General features: G+C 45.2%; 13 protein-coding genes. 8 read left to right on the top strand and 5 right to left on the bottom strand.

Annotated elements, in window-relative coordinates:
- Positions 1 to 62 precede the first annotated feature (62 nt).
- The 4 genes from ABDW02_RS16885 (at position 63) to ABDW02_RS16870 (ending at position 4820) form a co-directional block, all read left to right on the top strand.
- Positions 63 to 956, top strand: a complete 894-nt coding sequence (locus tag ABDW02_RS16885) for a 3-hydroxybutyryl-CoA dehydrogenase (protein ID WP_343636623.1) — start codon at positions 63 to 65, stop codon at positions 954 to 956.
- Between the two features lie 87 nt (positions 957 to 1043).
- Positions 1044 to 2108, top strand: a complete 1065-nt coding sequence (locus tag ABDW02_RS16880) for a transglutaminase domain-containing protein (RefSeq protein ID WP_343636621.1) — start codon at positions 1044 to 1046, stop codon at positions 2106 to 2108.
- A gap of 320 nt (positions 2109 to 2428) precedes the next feature.
- The gene (locus ABDW02_RS16875) at positions 2429 to 3841 is read left to right on the top strand and encodes a glycosyltransferase family 39 protein (RefSeq protein ID WP_343636619.1); all 1413 of its coding nucleotides are present in this window, start codon (positions 2429 to 2431) and stop codon (positions 3839 to 3841) included.
- Between the two features lie 205 nt (positions 3842 to 4046).
- On the top strand, positions 4047 to 4820 hold the full coding sequence (locus tag ABDW02_RS16870) for a GH25 family lysozyme (protein ID WP_343636617.1): 774 nt from the start codon (positions 4047 to 4049) through the stop codon (positions 4818 to 4820).
- Between the two features lie 460 nt (positions 4821 to 5280).
- On the opposite strand, the gene ABDW02_RS16865 is transcribed toward ABDW02_RS16870, so the two are convergent.
- From ABDW02_RS16865 to ABDW02_RS16845, 5 genes are all read right to left on the bottom strand, one after another.
- A complete protein-coding gene (locus ABDW02_RS16865; protein ID WP_343636615.1) occupies positions 5281 to 5832 on the bottom strand; it encodes a DUF4924 family protein in 552 nt (183 codons plus the stop codon).
- A 3-nt stretch (positions 5833 to 5835) separates the two neighbouring features.
- Positions 5836 to 6447: an OmpH family outer membrane protein gene (locus tag ABDW02_RS16860; RefSeq protein ID WP_343636613.1), complete on the bottom strand. Its 612-nt coding sequence runs from the start codon at positions 6445 to 6447 to the stop codon at positions 5836 to 5838.
- A complete protein-coding gene (locus ABDW02_RS16855; RefSeq protein ID WP_343636611.1) occupies positions 6444 to 6689 on the bottom strand; it encodes a hypothetical protein in 246 nt (81 codons plus the stop codon). Before ABDW02_RS16855 ends, ABDW02_RS16860 begins: the two co-directional genes overlap by 4 nt.
- 215 nt (positions 6690 to 6904) lie before the next feature.
- A complete protein-coding gene (locus ABDW02_RS16850) occupies positions 6905 to 7303 on the bottom strand; it encodes a DUF1987 domain-containing protein (RefSeq protein ID WP_343636609.1) in 399 nt (132 codons plus the stop codon).
- Positions 7304 to 7425: 122 nt separating this feature from the next.
- Positions 7426 to 8235 carry a hypothetical protein gene (locus ABDW02_RS16845; protein ID WP_343636607.1) on the bottom strand — a complete coding sequence of 270 codons (810 nt, stop codon included), beginning with the start codon at positions 8233 to 8235 and terminating at the stop codon, positions 7426 to 7428.
- A 136-nt stretch (positions 8236 to 8371) separates the two neighbouring features.
- Here ABDW02_RS16845 and ABDW02_RS16840 point away from each other — a divergent pair, with 136 nt between their 5' ends.
- Genes ABDW02_RS16840 through ABDW02_RS16825 form a run of 4 tightly spaced genes read left to right on the top strand, consistent with a single transcriptional unit; the run spans position 8372 to position 14058 of the window.
- Positions 8372 to 9427, top strand: a complete 1056-nt coding sequence (locus tag ABDW02_RS16840) for an imelysin family protein (protein WP_343636605.1) — start codon at positions 8372 to 8374, stop codon at positions 9425 to 9427.
- Positions 9417 to 10784, top strand: a complete 1368-nt coding sequence (locus tag ABDW02_RS16835; protein ID WP_343636603.1) for an HTTM domain-containing protein — start codon at positions 9417 to 9419, stop codon at positions 10782 to 10784. Before ABDW02_RS16840 ends, ABDW02_RS16835 begins: the two co-directional genes overlap by 11 nt.
- Entirely contained in the window at positions 10760 to 13174 is a 2415-nt protein-coding gene (locus ABDW02_RS16830) for a TonB-dependent receptor (protein WP_343636602.1), read from the top strand. The genes ABDW02_RS16835 and ABDW02_RS16830 overlap by 25 nt, the downstream gene beginning before the upstream one ends.
- Positions 13171 to 14058 carry a protein kinase gene (locus ABDW02_RS16825; RefSeq protein ID WP_343636601.1) on the top strand — a complete coding sequence of 296 codons (888 nt, stop codon included), beginning with the start codon at positions 13171 to 13173 and terminating at the stop codon, positions 14056 to 14058. The genes ABDW02_RS16830 and ABDW02_RS16825 overlap by 4 nt, the downstream gene beginning before the upstream one ends.
- Positions 14059 to 14071: the final 13 nt, after the last annotated feature.

Below are 14071 nucleotides of genomic sequence, written 5' to 3'. Positions count from 1 at the left end.
GCCATCCTGTCGGAATCAAACTTTCATTATCTTCGCGTACGAAAAAAATAAGAACTCACTTCATGAAAAAGGTAGCAGTAATTGGTGCAGGAACAATGGGAAATGGAATTGCCCACACATTCGCACAATTTGGATATACAGTATCGTTGATCGACGTAGCTCAAGCTTCATTGGACAAGGGATTGGCAACGATCACGAAAAACCTGGACCGCCAGGTGGCAAAAGAAGCCATTACAGAAGCTGACAAAGCGGCAACATTGGCAAACATCACCACTTTCACTTCCATGGAAGAAGGTGTAAAAGGAGTGGAATTGGTGGTTGAAGCTGCAACAGAAAACGTAGACCTGAAATTGAACATCTTCAAACAACTGGATGCTTTGACCCCGGAAGATGTGATCCTTGCTTCCAATACTTCTTCTATTTCCATCACGAAAATTGCTTCTGTGACCAACCGTCCGGAAAAAGTAATCGGGATGCACTTCATGAACCCGGTTCCGGTGATGAAACTGGTTGAGATCATTCGCGGGTATTCCACAACAGATGAGGTAACAAACCTGATTATGGAAACCTCCAGAAAACTGAACAAAGTTCCTGTTGAAGTAAATGATTACCCGGGATTCGTGGCAAACCGCATTTTAATGCCGATGATCAACGAAGCCATTTATACCTTGTATGAAGGTGTTGCCGGTGTGGAAGAAATCGATACGGTCATGAAACTGGGAATGGCTCACCCGATGGGACCGTTGCAATTGGCAGATTTCATCGGTTTGGATGTTTGCCTGGCAATTCTGGAAGTACTTCACGATGGTTTCGGAAACCCGAAATACGCTCCTTGTCCGCTATTGGTAAACATGGTAACTGCTGGTAAAAAAGGTGTGAAAACAGGTGAAGGATTCTATTCCTGGAACCATGGAACAAAAGATCTGATCGTGGCACCGAACTTCGCTAAAAAGTAATTTTATAAAAATAAACGGAGAAGCGGAGTTCTGAAAAGAATTCCGCTTTTTTTGTGTAACCCTGTTTGAATCGTACGTTAAACCCTTATGATCGCAAAGCACCAACTGGTTTCCTTACTCGTTTTCATCCTGGCAGGTACAGGCGTTTTCGCTCAGATTTCAGATCAGCGCAAATTTTCTCTCGACAGCATCGTTTCGTCTTTGGATCTTTCTACCCGGAAAGACCTGGAAGCTGCGCACCGTTACCTCAATGCCTGCGCGCAAAACGACGAAGAAAAAGTCTGGCTGTTTTACGGGTACCTGGGCGCTTGTTTCAAATACGACAAAAAACGCATGGGCGACATGAAAGCTCCGTTCTATAACCCGGAACTGACTGCTAAGAAATCAAAAGGAGTGTGTCGCGATTTTGCCCGTGTCTTCGAATACCTGTGCACCAAAAGCAACATTCCCTGTTTTGCCATCAGTGGAAAAACCAAAATGTCGGTTTTTGAATACATCGGCCGGAAATTTCACCGGGTAAGCACCCAAACCAATCACCAATGGAACATAGTGCGGGTAAACGGGAATTGGATGCTCATGGACCCCACCTGGACAGAGATCAGTTCCAAAACCAAAATCTCAGTTCCTGATCCCCAAACCAAAACAATGAAATCGCTGAATATTATTTCTGTGGACCGCACTTATTACAACCCGTCCCCGGAATTTATGGCGAAGACACATGCTCCCATTCATCCGGCTTTCAGTCTTTACTCTGATGTTCCAACCTTCAAATCCATCCGGAAATCACCGAAAAAACAACTCACTTACCGCGAAAATTACCGCTGCAACGAAGTCCTGGATTCCATCTGGAAACAACAAAACACCCTGTTTTCACGTGCGTTCGTGGATGAGAGCTTTCGCTATTCCAATGTTCCTACCCTGTATTCCCTGTTTCGCTACGAGTTGGACATCGCATTGGTGAAACCGGAAAGCAACCACGGAGTTACACTGCAGTTTTACGATGAACGGATCTCCCGTATCCAAAACCTGGTCAAGCACATTCATACCGTTTTTGGTGTCGATTATACCGAACAGAGCCGGGAAACCATCGAAACACTTCAAAAACGCAGGAAAGCACTTGAAAAATTGCACGCAAAACCCAAAAAGAAGTAATTCGGGTTTGGAAGGTCTAATAGAAAATTGATCGCAAGTAACTCTGAGCACTGACAGATAGACTGAGCAATCCTCCGGACAACCAATATGTGATCGTTATATCACGAAAACATAATCTCATGTTCTCAAGACATCATAATATCCGGATATCATGAAATTCAACCCGGGATTCGATCAGGAATTTCCAAATTTGGCTCATCGCCATCTTTCAATATTGCCATTTCTCAACATTTGAACATTGCAATATTGCCATGTTGATATTATGGACATATGGTCATTTTTAGAAGTTTTCTCCTAACTTAGCATTCTAAAGAAAACCGGTGAAATCATTCCTTGCACTTCCCATTTTTAAAGACATTCGCTTCTGGATCATCCTGTTTTTCCTGGTTCGCATGTATGGAATTACCAATCCTCCGCTTGAAGTTGCTCACAACTGGAGACAAACAACCGGAACCATGGTTACCCGGAATTTTTACGAAGGTTCTGCCAATATCCTTTATCCGCGTATTGATTTTGCAGGAGAAAAAACCGGCATCACCGGCATGGAATTCCCGCTCCTGAATTACCTCGATTACTGCGTTTCGGAAATATTCGGTTACCGGCATTGGTACGGACGCCTGATCAACCTCATCGTCAGCAGTTTGGGAATCTGGTACTTTTTCCGGTTGTTGAAACGCTATTTCAGCCCCGAAACCGCATTCAACGCTTCCATCATTCTTTTGGCTTCTATCTGGTTTGCATACAGCCGCAAAATCATGCCCGACACATTTGCCACTTCCCTGGTCATTATCGGGTTTTATTATGCAGCCTGCTATTTCGAAGAACAAAAGCGCCGGTGGCTGAATTTAGTGCTTTTTGCCTGCTTCACCCTTTTAGGTGTACTGGCGAAACTGCCCGCCGGATTTCTACTGGTGCTCTACGCCTTTTTCATCCTGAATAGATACATATCTATCCGTCTCAAAATCGTCTTTTTTACCGTGAGCGGAATGATTCTCGCCCCCATCGCCTGGTGGTATTTCAGCTGGGTTCCTTACCTGGTCGAAAAATATCAATTCTGGCATTTCTTCATGGGAAAACCTATCAGCATCGGGGCAAAAGAATTGGTCGACAACCTGGGCGACGGATTGAAACACTTCTACGATTCCGCCTTGAAATTCGCAGGCTTCGGGCTATTCCTGGCCGGATTGTTCTTTGCTTTCCGGAAACGGGACAAATTGCTCTTACGCATCCTCGGACTAGGTTTTGCGGCCTTCCTGGTAATTGCTCTGAAAGCCGGTTTCACCTTCACACATCACTCCTACTACATCATCCCATTTGTTCCGTTGATGGCCCTGGCTGCAGGTTATGGCGTTGCAGGCTTCCGGAATAAAACCGTTCAAATCATCTTACTTACACTAATCGTCCTGGAAGGAACACTGAACCAACTCCACGACTTCCGGTTGAAAGAACACGAAGCGGCATTCGAGAAACTGGAAGCATACATGGACAGCTTTTCCAAACGTTCCGACCTGATTGCAGTCAATACCGGCGATAACCCCACAGCTATTTATTTTGCGCACCGGAAAGGCTGGGTAGCCAGCAACGACGAATTGCTGAATGCCTCATTCCGGGAAGATATTCACCAAAAAGGATGCAAATACATCGTCATTCTGAAACGCTACCTCGGCGGTGAACTCTATTTGCCGCTTACCAGGGTAATGGATACCGAGGACTGGGCCGTTTACAAACTTTGATCATTCCTTCGGAAGTTCAATCGTTTAAAGATCCAAAAGTTTAAAATACAATTTAAGCCAGCGGCCATTGAAAACTTTAAACCGCAACGATCAGCCGCGGCTGATTTGCTACCAGTTCGACCCCTTGAACCTTTTGAACCTTTTGAACAATATTACTCTTCCTATCCATTTATTTGCATTTTACTCCTAATTTCGCAGGAAGAAAATGGCCAAAAGAAAACAAACCCGTAAAAAAGCTGCTCCCAAACGCAGATCGGCATCGCGCAAAAAAGGTAAAAACAGGTGGATCTGGATCGCACTTGTAGCCGGGGTTCTGGCATTCTTTTTCTTCTGGTACAAAACAGAAGGAATGGTCCAGACATCGACACATTTCCACGAGATCATCCCGCCGGGATACAAAGCAGTCGGACTGGATGTTTCCCACCACCAGGGAGAAATAGACTGGGATTTACTGCTCGACAAAAAGGGATTTGATACCGTTATCGACTTTGTCTACTGCAAAGTAACCGAAGGGGCCGATCATTTAGACACCCAATGGGAACGCAACCGCGAATACCTGAACAAGCACGGAATCTCGAACGGGGCCTATCACTATTTCAACCCGAAATCAGCGCCAAGGCCACAGGCTGCCCATTTCCTTTCCGTCTACAAAATCCGGAGCATAGACCTGCCGCCCGTTATTGACGTGGAAGATGAAGGATTTTCAGACGAAGACCTGCGCGCAAAAGTGCTCATCTGGTGCGAAGAAGTGAAAAAAGCAACCGGCATAAAACCCATCATCTACACCTCTTTAAGCTTCTACGAGACGAAATTCCGGGGAAAAATGGAAGGCTATAACTTTTGGATAGCTGCCTACAGCCGCGAACCTCAGTACATGACAGACCGCGAAGTATTGCACTGGCAGTTCTCAGAATCCGGAAGATTACCCGGCATCAAAGGAATGGTAGATCTGAACGTGAGCAAACTCGACCTTTATTAATTGAACATGTTCAATTGAAAATTGAAAAGAAGCTCAAAAATGAATTTCCTCACTTCAAATCTTTTCAATCCCTGTTTCCCACAAGTGTAACATTCAAAAACACATTTTCGGAATAAGCAGAGGTCATATACGGGTCAAGTACGGATCAAGTATAGGTCAAGTATGGATATAGTACCAAAACGTTATTCCTGTAACAAATCACCGGATTTTCAACAATTCACCAAATCAACCGAAACCTTTGATAAAGCAGCGTTTCTTTAAACAAAGAGAGCAAATCAAAGAGATCATCAAACCATTTATCAAGCTAAAAAATGCACCTTTTCCGGATCAAATCCTCTTTTTTTCATGCAAATTCCGTTTCTCACAAACGAGCATAAACACAATAAAAGGTGACTTCGACTCCGCTCAGTCACCTTTAAACTGCTATCAGAATCTAAGTATCCTGAGCGAAGTCGAAGGGTTAATTATTCCAATACTGCCCTTCCCCGCCTTTCATCTGGTGGTAAGAACGCGTCAAATAAGCAAGTAAAATGCGCATCGCATCAAAGGCCTCTTCCGTTTCCTGGCTGATTTCTTTTTTCTGCAGCTTCAAAAGCAATTTCATATACAAAGCATGGAAACACACTTCCAGGTGGTTCATGCCTTTCAGGTTGGAATGCTCAATAAAATCTTCGATAAAAGGAAGCGCCGTGGAATAAAGCGTCCGGTATTTCTCATCGTTTACTACCGTCAGCAAAGAATTGTGCAGGTACGACAATTCCACCATCACATCCTGTAGTTCCAGGCGGTGCCCGGATTCAATGATGCGCTCCGATTTCATATCCTGGATCAAACCTGCGTACCACGCCCTGTAACGCTCCAGATAAGCGCGATCAGGAAGATTCGGTTCCACAACCTCCTTCATGATACGGTCCAGGTCAAACTGGTATGCACGGATCAGATCTTCGATCTGGTACATGTACAGGATATATTCCGCGACGTTCTCCCTAAGTTTTTGTTGTGCTATCAGCATAATTTATTTGCCCAGGTCTTTGTCCATCATTTCTTGTTCGTGGTTCAGGAAATCAACGAATGATTGTGTCACATTCATTTTCTCATTGATGAAATTGATTTGTCCACCCTGGCCATGGATCAAAAGCACGTCAATTCCGTATTTTTCGCAGTACTTCTTCCCTGCTACTTCGATCTTTTTGGAAAGCACCGTCAAAGCCTCGTTGGTTTCTTTTTCCAACTGGGCTCCTCTCGTTTGCTGCTGGTTCAACAATTGCTCACGCATACGCATGATCTCGTTTTCCAGGTTCTGCATGTCCGCTCCGGTCATCGTACCTTCACGCATGTATTTTTCGTAGTTCTGTGCTTTTTGCTCCAATGCACGCTGCTTTGCCATCATTTCGTTCTGGAAAGCCTCGCCTTTCTTGGTGATACGCGCATCTTCGTTCTTGTAGTACGTAAAGCCGCTTTTCAAACTATCGGAATAATAGAACGCAATCTTCAACCCTTTGGAATTAACTACCGGAACTTCAGGAGCTTTTTCTTCCTTTGTTTTCGGGTCTTCTTTTTTATCTGAACAAGCAAAAGTTGTCAATCCAAGCACTAAACCTGCTGCAATAACGTGTCCTAATTTCATCCTTCTTTGTTTTTAAATGCTTCTTCCCAATCTGTTCTCATAGAAAGAAAGCGATCAAGCGAGTTACGTAATAATTGATCTGTTACCATGCGTTTCAGCTCCTCCAATCCGTTCACGTCCGTTTCGGCAATCTTAAAAGTCTGCTCAAACTGGCCCAATTCAATCTTCACCAAATACTTCGCATTGTACGAAAATATCTGGATCTTGTAACGGGGATGTGGAATGTCTGCTATAACACGCATATTCCGACAAAAATAATAATGAAATTGGAAAAATAATTGATAATGAAGAATTGAAAATTGAAAAGCGCTCAAAAAGGGAGGTTTTCCGACAGATAAAATGCAAAATTGACAATGGAGAATTGAAAAGACTCAAAGACTACCGAAGGCAGGAGTTAAAACATTGAAAATAGCAACTAATTACAATCTTTTCAATTTTCACTTTTGCATTTTGAATTCTAAGCTACTACCAGGTCGTTGTCCGTATATTCCCGGAAATCAAACGGAACATGGACCATGAAAGCATAATCCTGCCCTACTTCATACATATCTTCATCCGATTGTCTGTAGTACCATTCTACTTTCGCCTTCTTGCCAGAATCAACCAGTTCATTCAATTTATAAAGCAAGAATAAAATACGCTTGGAGGAAGTAATGTTGAAATACTCCAAATCGATTCTTACAAGCGTTTCTTCAATCGGATTCGCCATGTAATTATCAAACCATGTTAAAACTGCACCCCAAAAAGCTTCTGGATCATCCGGAATTGAACGTCCTCTAATTTCCATGATTCCTGTATCAGGATTCAAATTTACCATGGGGGTCTGAGCAGTTGCCTGAATTAATAATATATCCATTTCTCACTTTCGCTCCTGCAAGTTGTAAATTATTTTCCAAACCACAAGGTACTTTTCTACGAAAGATTTAATATTTTCGACTAAACAGCTCTGTATCAAGAGCCAAAAATCTTAACATATCCTTAATATTCATTCGCCTGGTGATAGCGCACCAAATCCCTGATCGGGCTTGCGATACGCTTTCCTGGCCGGATATTCCGGCTTTCAAACACCTGTGTAAAAACCCTTTCCTGCTCCTTGCCATAGGTCCCGATAAACGAAATTTCCTGCAATCCGGGAATTCCCATACAATATTGCTCCACAAACAATTCAGCGTTCCGTCGGTGCAAAAAACCGAAGTCCATTCCGGCAGTTTCACCCGCCAAACCGGAAATCCATTGCTGTGAATCCGAACCGGCCAGTTTCGACAGGACAAACTCACGCGACTGGAAAGCTTTTACCCAGGCTTCTTCCCATTTTTCAGTGCGGAGTAAATGCCTCACAAGTAATTTCCCGAAATAGAACCCGCTACCTTCATCGCCGACCAGTGAACCATAGCCGCCAATTCTTTTGGTAATCGTTGAACCGTCATATGCAACCAACACCGAACCTGTGCCCAAAATAGCAACCCATCCCGGTTGATTTCCGTACAAAGCCCTGCACGCCGCAAGGGTATCGGGATAAACATGTACTTCTGAAAACCCCAATTGCTGCAACAATCCGCGCATTTGTGCCTGCACCACTTCACTGGAACAACCGGCTCCGTAAAAATGAAGCGGCACCTGCATTCCTTCGAATTGTGTTTTTAATCCTCCCATGGAAAATCCTTCCGAAAGCGCATACTTCGGGTGTAAACTGTCCGTTTGAAGAAAGATTACTTCGTTGTTTTTGAGCACAATTCCCCAGGTTGTCGACGAACCTCCCGAATCTGCAATGATGTATTTGGCATCCATATTTCAAAAATACCTTTTTTAGGGTATTGTCTGACGCTCATTCCCGGCCTAATTTTGCACGCTGAAACAACACGCACGCGCGTAAGCACACGCAGGCACAAGCGGTTGTTGACCTTATTTTCAAAATGTAAGATTCATGAAATTAAAAGCTTATTGCACCATCCTATTGGCTCTTCTGGTTTTTACCCAATGTAAAAAGAAGAAAAATGAAGATACGGAATTTGACAAAGGACCAATCATGGTCAATATGGCCGATAATTACATCATTCCGGGTTATGCGGATTTGAAATCGAAGGTAATTTCGTTGGAAACTGCGTGGAATGATTTCCTGGGAGATAAAACACAGGCTAAACTGGATGTGGCAAAACAGGCATGGGTCGACGCCAATATTTCGTTCCAGCATGTAAAAGCATTTGATTTCGGGCCGGCAATGACTGCAAATATCGCCTTCACTTTCGGAACTTTCCCTACGGATACGGCTCATATCAACAGCAGTATTTCCAGTGGCAACAGCAGTGACCTCGCTTTGGACGCTTCCGGGCTGGATGCTTTGGACTATTTATTCTACAAACAGGATGCACTGATCGCTTTTCAATCGACTTCCAATGCATGCGTTTACGTATCGGCTGTTATTGCTAAAATGAAAACGGAAATCACGGCGGTTGTTGCGGGATGGGCAAGTTACCGGAGCACTTTCGTGAACGGAACAAGTAACGAGTCTACCAGTCCTTTTGCCTTATTGGTAAACAACTTCTGCAAGGATTTCGAATTGAGTAAAACCACCAAGCTTGGTTTCCCGATCGGGAACCACACCCTGGGAATTCAGCAGCCGAATTATCTGGAAGCACGCCGCTCCGGGATCGGAAGGATCTTGTTGACGGAAAACCTCCGCGCTTCCCGCTGCATTTACTACGGGTTAAATCTGAGCGGAAGCAGCAACGGACAAGGTTTTGACGATTATTTGAACGCTTTGGACAAAGGAACACTTTCCGCCACGATCGCGTCGCGTTTTGATTACATGTACTCCACTCCGCAATCCTGGACAGGAACATTGGAGCAACTCATGACTTCTTCTCCGGGCACACTGGAAAACTTCTACGATTATCAGCAGGGATCTGTGATCAATATGAAAACGGATATGGCGTCTGCTTTTGGTGTCTTGATCACTTACCAGGATACCGATGGCGATTAAGAATCGCTGGCAGGAACTCCTTTTCAGAGAGGTTTCGATCACTCCGCTCATTGCTTTCCGGATCATCATCGGGGCGCTGTTCTTGTTCAGCACGCTGCGTTTTGTTTCCAACGGATGGGTGAAGCAACTGTACATCGATCCTCCCTTCCATTTCACGTATCTCGGTTTCGATTGGGTTCACACCTTGCCGGGAAACTGGATGTATCTTCCTTTTGTGATCATGATCCTTGCCAGCCTGGGAATCATTTTCGGAGCATTTTACCGCGTTTCGGCAAGCTTGTTCTTCCTGGCATTTACGTATGTGGAATTGCTGGACAAGAGTTATTACCTCAATCATTATTATTTCGTAAGCCTCATAGCATTCATCCTGATCTGGCTGCCCGCACATGCGCAATTCAGCGTGGATGCGAAGCGTAAGCCTTCCATTCAGCGGGAAACCATTCCCAACTGGCCTATTTTTTTACTGCGCTTTCAACTGGGAATCGTTTATTGTTTCGCAGGAATCGCCAAAATCAACCCCGACTGGCTGCTGGAAGCACAACCGCTGCGCATGTGGCTGCAGGCATTCCGCGATTTACCGCTGGTCGGTGATTTACTGGCAACTTCCTGGCTGGCCTTCGTTTTTTCCTGGTTTTCCTGCTTTTACGACCTCACGATCCCTTTTTTCCTTTCCGGCAATAAAACCCGGAATATCGCCTATTTGTTCGTGGTTGTCTTTCACATTCTGACCTGGCTTTTGTTCCCTATCGGAGTTTTTCCATGGGTTATGATCCTGAGCACGCTTATTTTCTTCCCGGCCGGTTTCCACCACAAATGGCTCAACCCGCTAAAAAAACTATTCCGCTGGACCAGCCGGCCTTCTCAAAAATACATTTCGCGCTCACGCACCATTACCAGCTGTTTGTCTGTATTTCTGGCGGTTCAGTTGATTCTCCCGTTCCGTTACCTGCTTTACCCTGAAAACCTGTTCTGGCACGAGGAAGGGTTCCGGTTTTCCTGGAGGGTTATGCTGATGGAAAAGAAAGGATACGCCACTTTTTACGTGGAAGACCGCCATACGCGCCGTTCCATTGAGATCACGAACTCGGATTACTTAACGCCGCAACAGATCGACCAGATGTCGCGCCAGCCGGATATGATCCTGCAATTCGCACACTTCCTGGGGAAAAAGTACCGGGATACCACGCTTCATTTCGGCAGCAAAAGCGTACATTTGTCGCGACCAAGGGTAACCGCAGATGTTTACGTCACCTTAAACGGAAGGCCGAACCGGCATTTTGTGAGCCGGGAAACTGATTTAATGCAAGAAGAATACAATTTGAAACACCGGAAATGGATTTTACCTCTCGAAAATTAAGCCTTTCTTTCCTGTTTTCTGTGCTTGTGTCCTTTTCCTGGTCCCAGAATTTCGAAGGAACAATCATCGATCAGACGAAGAGCCCGCAATTCGGGATTTTTGTGCAATGCGGCAATCAGAAAACCATGACGGATGAACAGGGAAAATTCCGGGTTCCCTGCGACAAAGGCCCGCTGATCATTTACGGCGATCAAATCGATACACTGGTTTATGTACTGAACGGAATCGTAGCTCCGAATCCCATTATACAGGTACAAACGTCGGCAGCCGTGGAAGAAGTAGAAGTTCGCGGAAAACGCCTGCATTATTTCGACATTGGTTTCATTCCTCCTATCAAAGGAGTGCAGATTGCCACCGGTACCAATACACTGATTGAAACAGAACGCCAGGGCGGTGCTAAATCGAGCGCGAATCCGAGAGAATTATTCGCTAAAGTTCCCGGCTTAAATATTTGGGAGAGCGACGGTGCCGGAATCCAGATGGGTGTCGGAGGAAGAGGATTAAGCCCGAACCGCGCCGCCAATTTCAACACGCGTCAAAATGGCTACGATATTTCGGCCGATGCACTCGGATACCCGGAAAGTTATTACACGCCACCCCTGGAGGCACTTCAGGCCATCGAAATCATCCGCGGGTCGGCAAGTTTGCAGTACGGAACACAATTTGGCGGACTCATGAACTTCATCATCAAAGATCCGGTTCAAACCAGCCCGTTCCAGTTTACTTCCCGCAACACGGTAGGAAACTACGGCTATTTCGGTACCTTCAACCGCATTTCAGGAACAGCAGGGCGCTTTGAGTACCAGGCATACTACCAATTGAAAACCGGGAACGGTTACCGTCCCAATTCGGATTTCAATCAACAGCAGGGATTTGTTCAGTTGGGCTACCGCATCAACGAGAACAACCAAATCCGGCTCGAATACACGCGCATGAGCTACCTGGCAAAACAGCCTGGCGGATTAACCGATAAGCAATTCGAAGAAGATCCGAAACAAAGCGTGCGCGACCGCAACTGGTTCAAAGTAGACTGGAATATCCTGGCCCTTCATTACGATTCGAAACTTTCCAAAAAGACTTACCTGAATATCCGCGCTTTCGGCATGCTATCCGATCGCTATTCGTTGGGATACCTGGGAAAAATCAGCACAGCTGACCCGGGAGGCAAACGCGACATGATTGCCGGAGAATTCAAAAACACCGGTGTAGAAGCGCGTGTTTTGCATCGCTACAAAGTCACTAAAAAACAAAAGCACGAAAGCGCCTTCCTGGTCGGAGCGCGTTATTACAGAGGCCAGACCACCAATCTCCAGGGACTTGCAACAGACGGCGACCGGGCTGATTTCAAATTCGAGCACCCGGACAACATGGAAAACTCGGATTTCAGTTTCCCTTCCGAAAACTTCGCTGCTTTTACCGACAATATCTGGTTTTTAGGAAACCGCTGGACCATCAATGCCGGTTTGCGTTTTGAATACATCAAAAGTTCGGCAAAAGGCTATTATTACCAATACGCCATTCACCCGCTTACCCTCGACACCTTAAACGTGTCCCGCATTGAAAGTTCCAATACCATCAGCCGTTCCATTCCTTTGGGCGGAGCCGGGGCATCTTTCAAAACGGGGAAATATTCGAACGCTTACTTGAATTTCTGTCAGAATTACCGGGCGGTCAACTTCTCCGACATTCGCGTGGCAAACCCCAATATCGTGGTCGATTCACTAATCAAAGACGAATACGGGAACACTACTGAATTGGGCTGGCGTGGCTTTATCGGGAAATACTTTTACACCGATTTAGCGGTATTCACCCTATTCTACGGAGACAAGATCGGGTTGGCACCTCAACCGAACACCACGAAGAAGATCCGGACCAATATCGGGAACGCATTGAACACCGGTGTGGAATGTTTTGTAGAGTTCGATTTCATCAAAGCATTTATCGACAGTTCCAAAATCGGCTCTTCCATTTTCGTGAACTTCTCCTACATTCACGCTACCTACATTTCATCCAGGGAACAAAGTTATATCGGCAAGCAGGTCGAATACGTGAGTCCGATCATGCTGAAAAGCGGTTTGAAGGTACGCGCCAAAAACTGGCAGGTACAAATCCAGGGATCTTACAACTCGGCGCAGTTCAGTGATGCAACGAATTCCAAACTCGGAAGCGGTGATGCGGTCATCGGGGAAATACCGGCTTACTTCGTGATGGACCTGAGCGCGCGCTACACTTTCAAAAAGTATTTCCAACTGGAAGCAGGTGTCAACAATTTATTGAATACATCTTATTACACAAGGAGAGCAACTGCTTATCCGGGTCCGGGAATCCTTCCTTCGGATGGAATCACTTTTTATGGTACATTGCAGTTTACGATTGAAGTAAAGCGATGAACCCTGCTGAGAAATACCGGATTTTAGAACAAATAGATGCCAAAAAGAAGCGGAAATTTGCTCACATCTTCCTGACCGAAAATAAGATTTCGGGAGTAAAGTCCATTCTGAAAACCGTTCAAAAAACGGAAGAAAACAGCGTTGTTCAGGACCGCCTAAGAAAAGAAGCCGGGTTTTCGTTCATCGTAGACGGTTTACCGGAAACACTCGACTTTTTTGAAAGCGATTCAGAAATTTTCCTGTTCAAATCCTTCCAACCCGGAATAACACTGGCAGATTACCTCGACCAGTTCCGAACCAAAGAGAAAGCACAAAAACTTTTCGAAGTGCTGGAACGGCTGGAACCGATCCTGGAACACATTCATCAGAACAAGCAATACCATCTGGACATCAAACCCGGGAATATCATTGTGGATTCTTCCAAAGGAATCCGGGTGTCACTGATCGATTTCGGGCTGGCTTTGAATAAGAATGAAACAGAAACACGCAAAACGCTTTTCCCATTGGGATTTGCCGCACCGGAATTACTGCTGAATGAATTGGATCTCGTGGATCACCGAACCGATTACTTTGCACTGGGTGTTACCTGCTGGACTTGTCTGCAGGGAAGAATGCCACTGATTGATCCGAATCCGAGTATTACGACCAACCTGCAACTGACTTATCCGTTACCGAACCTGGATTCCAAATACAAAGCTTTCAGTGAAGTGATCCAGAAGCTGGCAGCAAAACATCAATTTACCGTTCCTCCGAACAAATTAAACGCCAACGAACTGAAGACGGCATTGGTAAAAGGAATGGACAAACGCTACAACTCGTATTCGACCTTTATCTCAGATTTTGAAAACAGGCTGAGCCAGAAAAAAGGTTGGTGGCCATTTTAAACCAAGTTTAAAA

Origin of the sequence: Fluviicola sp. (assembly GCF_039596395.1) — a bacterium.
Classification (GTDB): domain Bacteria; phylum Bacteroidota; class Bacteroidia; order Flavobacteriales_D; family Crocinitomicaceae; genus Fluviicola.
The sequence above is the reverse complement of the archived record's forward strand: the minus strand, read 5'-3'. Positions and strand labels throughout refer to the sequence as shown.

What these genes read in the sequence shown, in the direction of transcription:
- ABDW02_RS16850 (WP_343636609.1), bottom strand. Translation starts at nt 7,303, where the DNA reads ATGGATATATTATTAATTCAGGCAACTGCTCAGACCCCCATGGTAAAT.
- ABDW02_RS16830 (WP_343636602.1), top strand. Translation starts at nt 10,760, where the DNA reads ATGGATTTTACCTCTCGAAAATTAAGCCTTTCTTTCCTGTTTTCTGTG.
- ABDW02_RS16860 (WP_343636613.1), bottom strand. Translation starts at nt 6,447, where the DNA reads ATGAAATTAGGACACGTTATTGCAGCAGGTTTAGTGCTTGGATTGACA.
- ABDW02_RS16870 (WP_343636617.1), top strand. Translation starts at nt 4,047, where the DNA reads ATGGCCAAAAGAAAACAAACCCGTAAAAAAGCTGCTCCCAAACGCAGA.
- ABDW02_RS16845 (WP_343636607.1), bottom strand. Translation starts at nt 8,235, where the DNA reads ATGGATGCCAAATACATCATTGCAGATTCGGGAGGTTCGTCGACAACC.
- ABDW02_RS16885 (WP_343636623.1), top strand. Translation starts at nt 63, where the DNA reads ATGAAAAAGGTAGCAGTAATTGGTGCAGGAACAATGGGAAATGGAATT.
- ABDW02_RS16855 (WP_343636611.1), bottom strand. Translation starts at nt 6,689, where the DNA reads ATGCGTGTTATAGCAGACATTCCACATCCCCGTTACAAGATCCAGATA.
- ABDW02_RS16825 (WP_343636601.1), top strand. Translation starts at nt 13,171, where the DNA reads ATGAACCCTGCTGAGAAATACCGGATTTTAGAACAAATAGATGCCAAA.
- ABDW02_RS16835 (WP_343636603.1), top strand. Translation starts at nt 9,417, where the DNA reads ATGGCGATTAAGAATCGCTGGCAGGAACTCCTTTTCAGAGAGGTTTCG.
- ABDW02_RS16865 (WP_343636615.1), bottom strand. Translation starts at nt 5,832, where the DNA reads ATGCTGATAGCACAACAAAAACTTAGGGAGAACGTCGCGGAATATATC.
- ABDW02_RS16840 (WP_343636605.1), top strand. Translation starts at nt 8,372, where the DNA reads ATGAAATTAAAAGCTTATTGCACCATCCTATTGGCTCTTCTGGTTTTT.
- ABDW02_RS16880 (WP_343636621.1), top strand. Translation starts at nt 1,044, where the DNA reads ATGATCGCAAAGCACCAACTGGTTTCCTTACTCGTTTTCATCCTGGCA.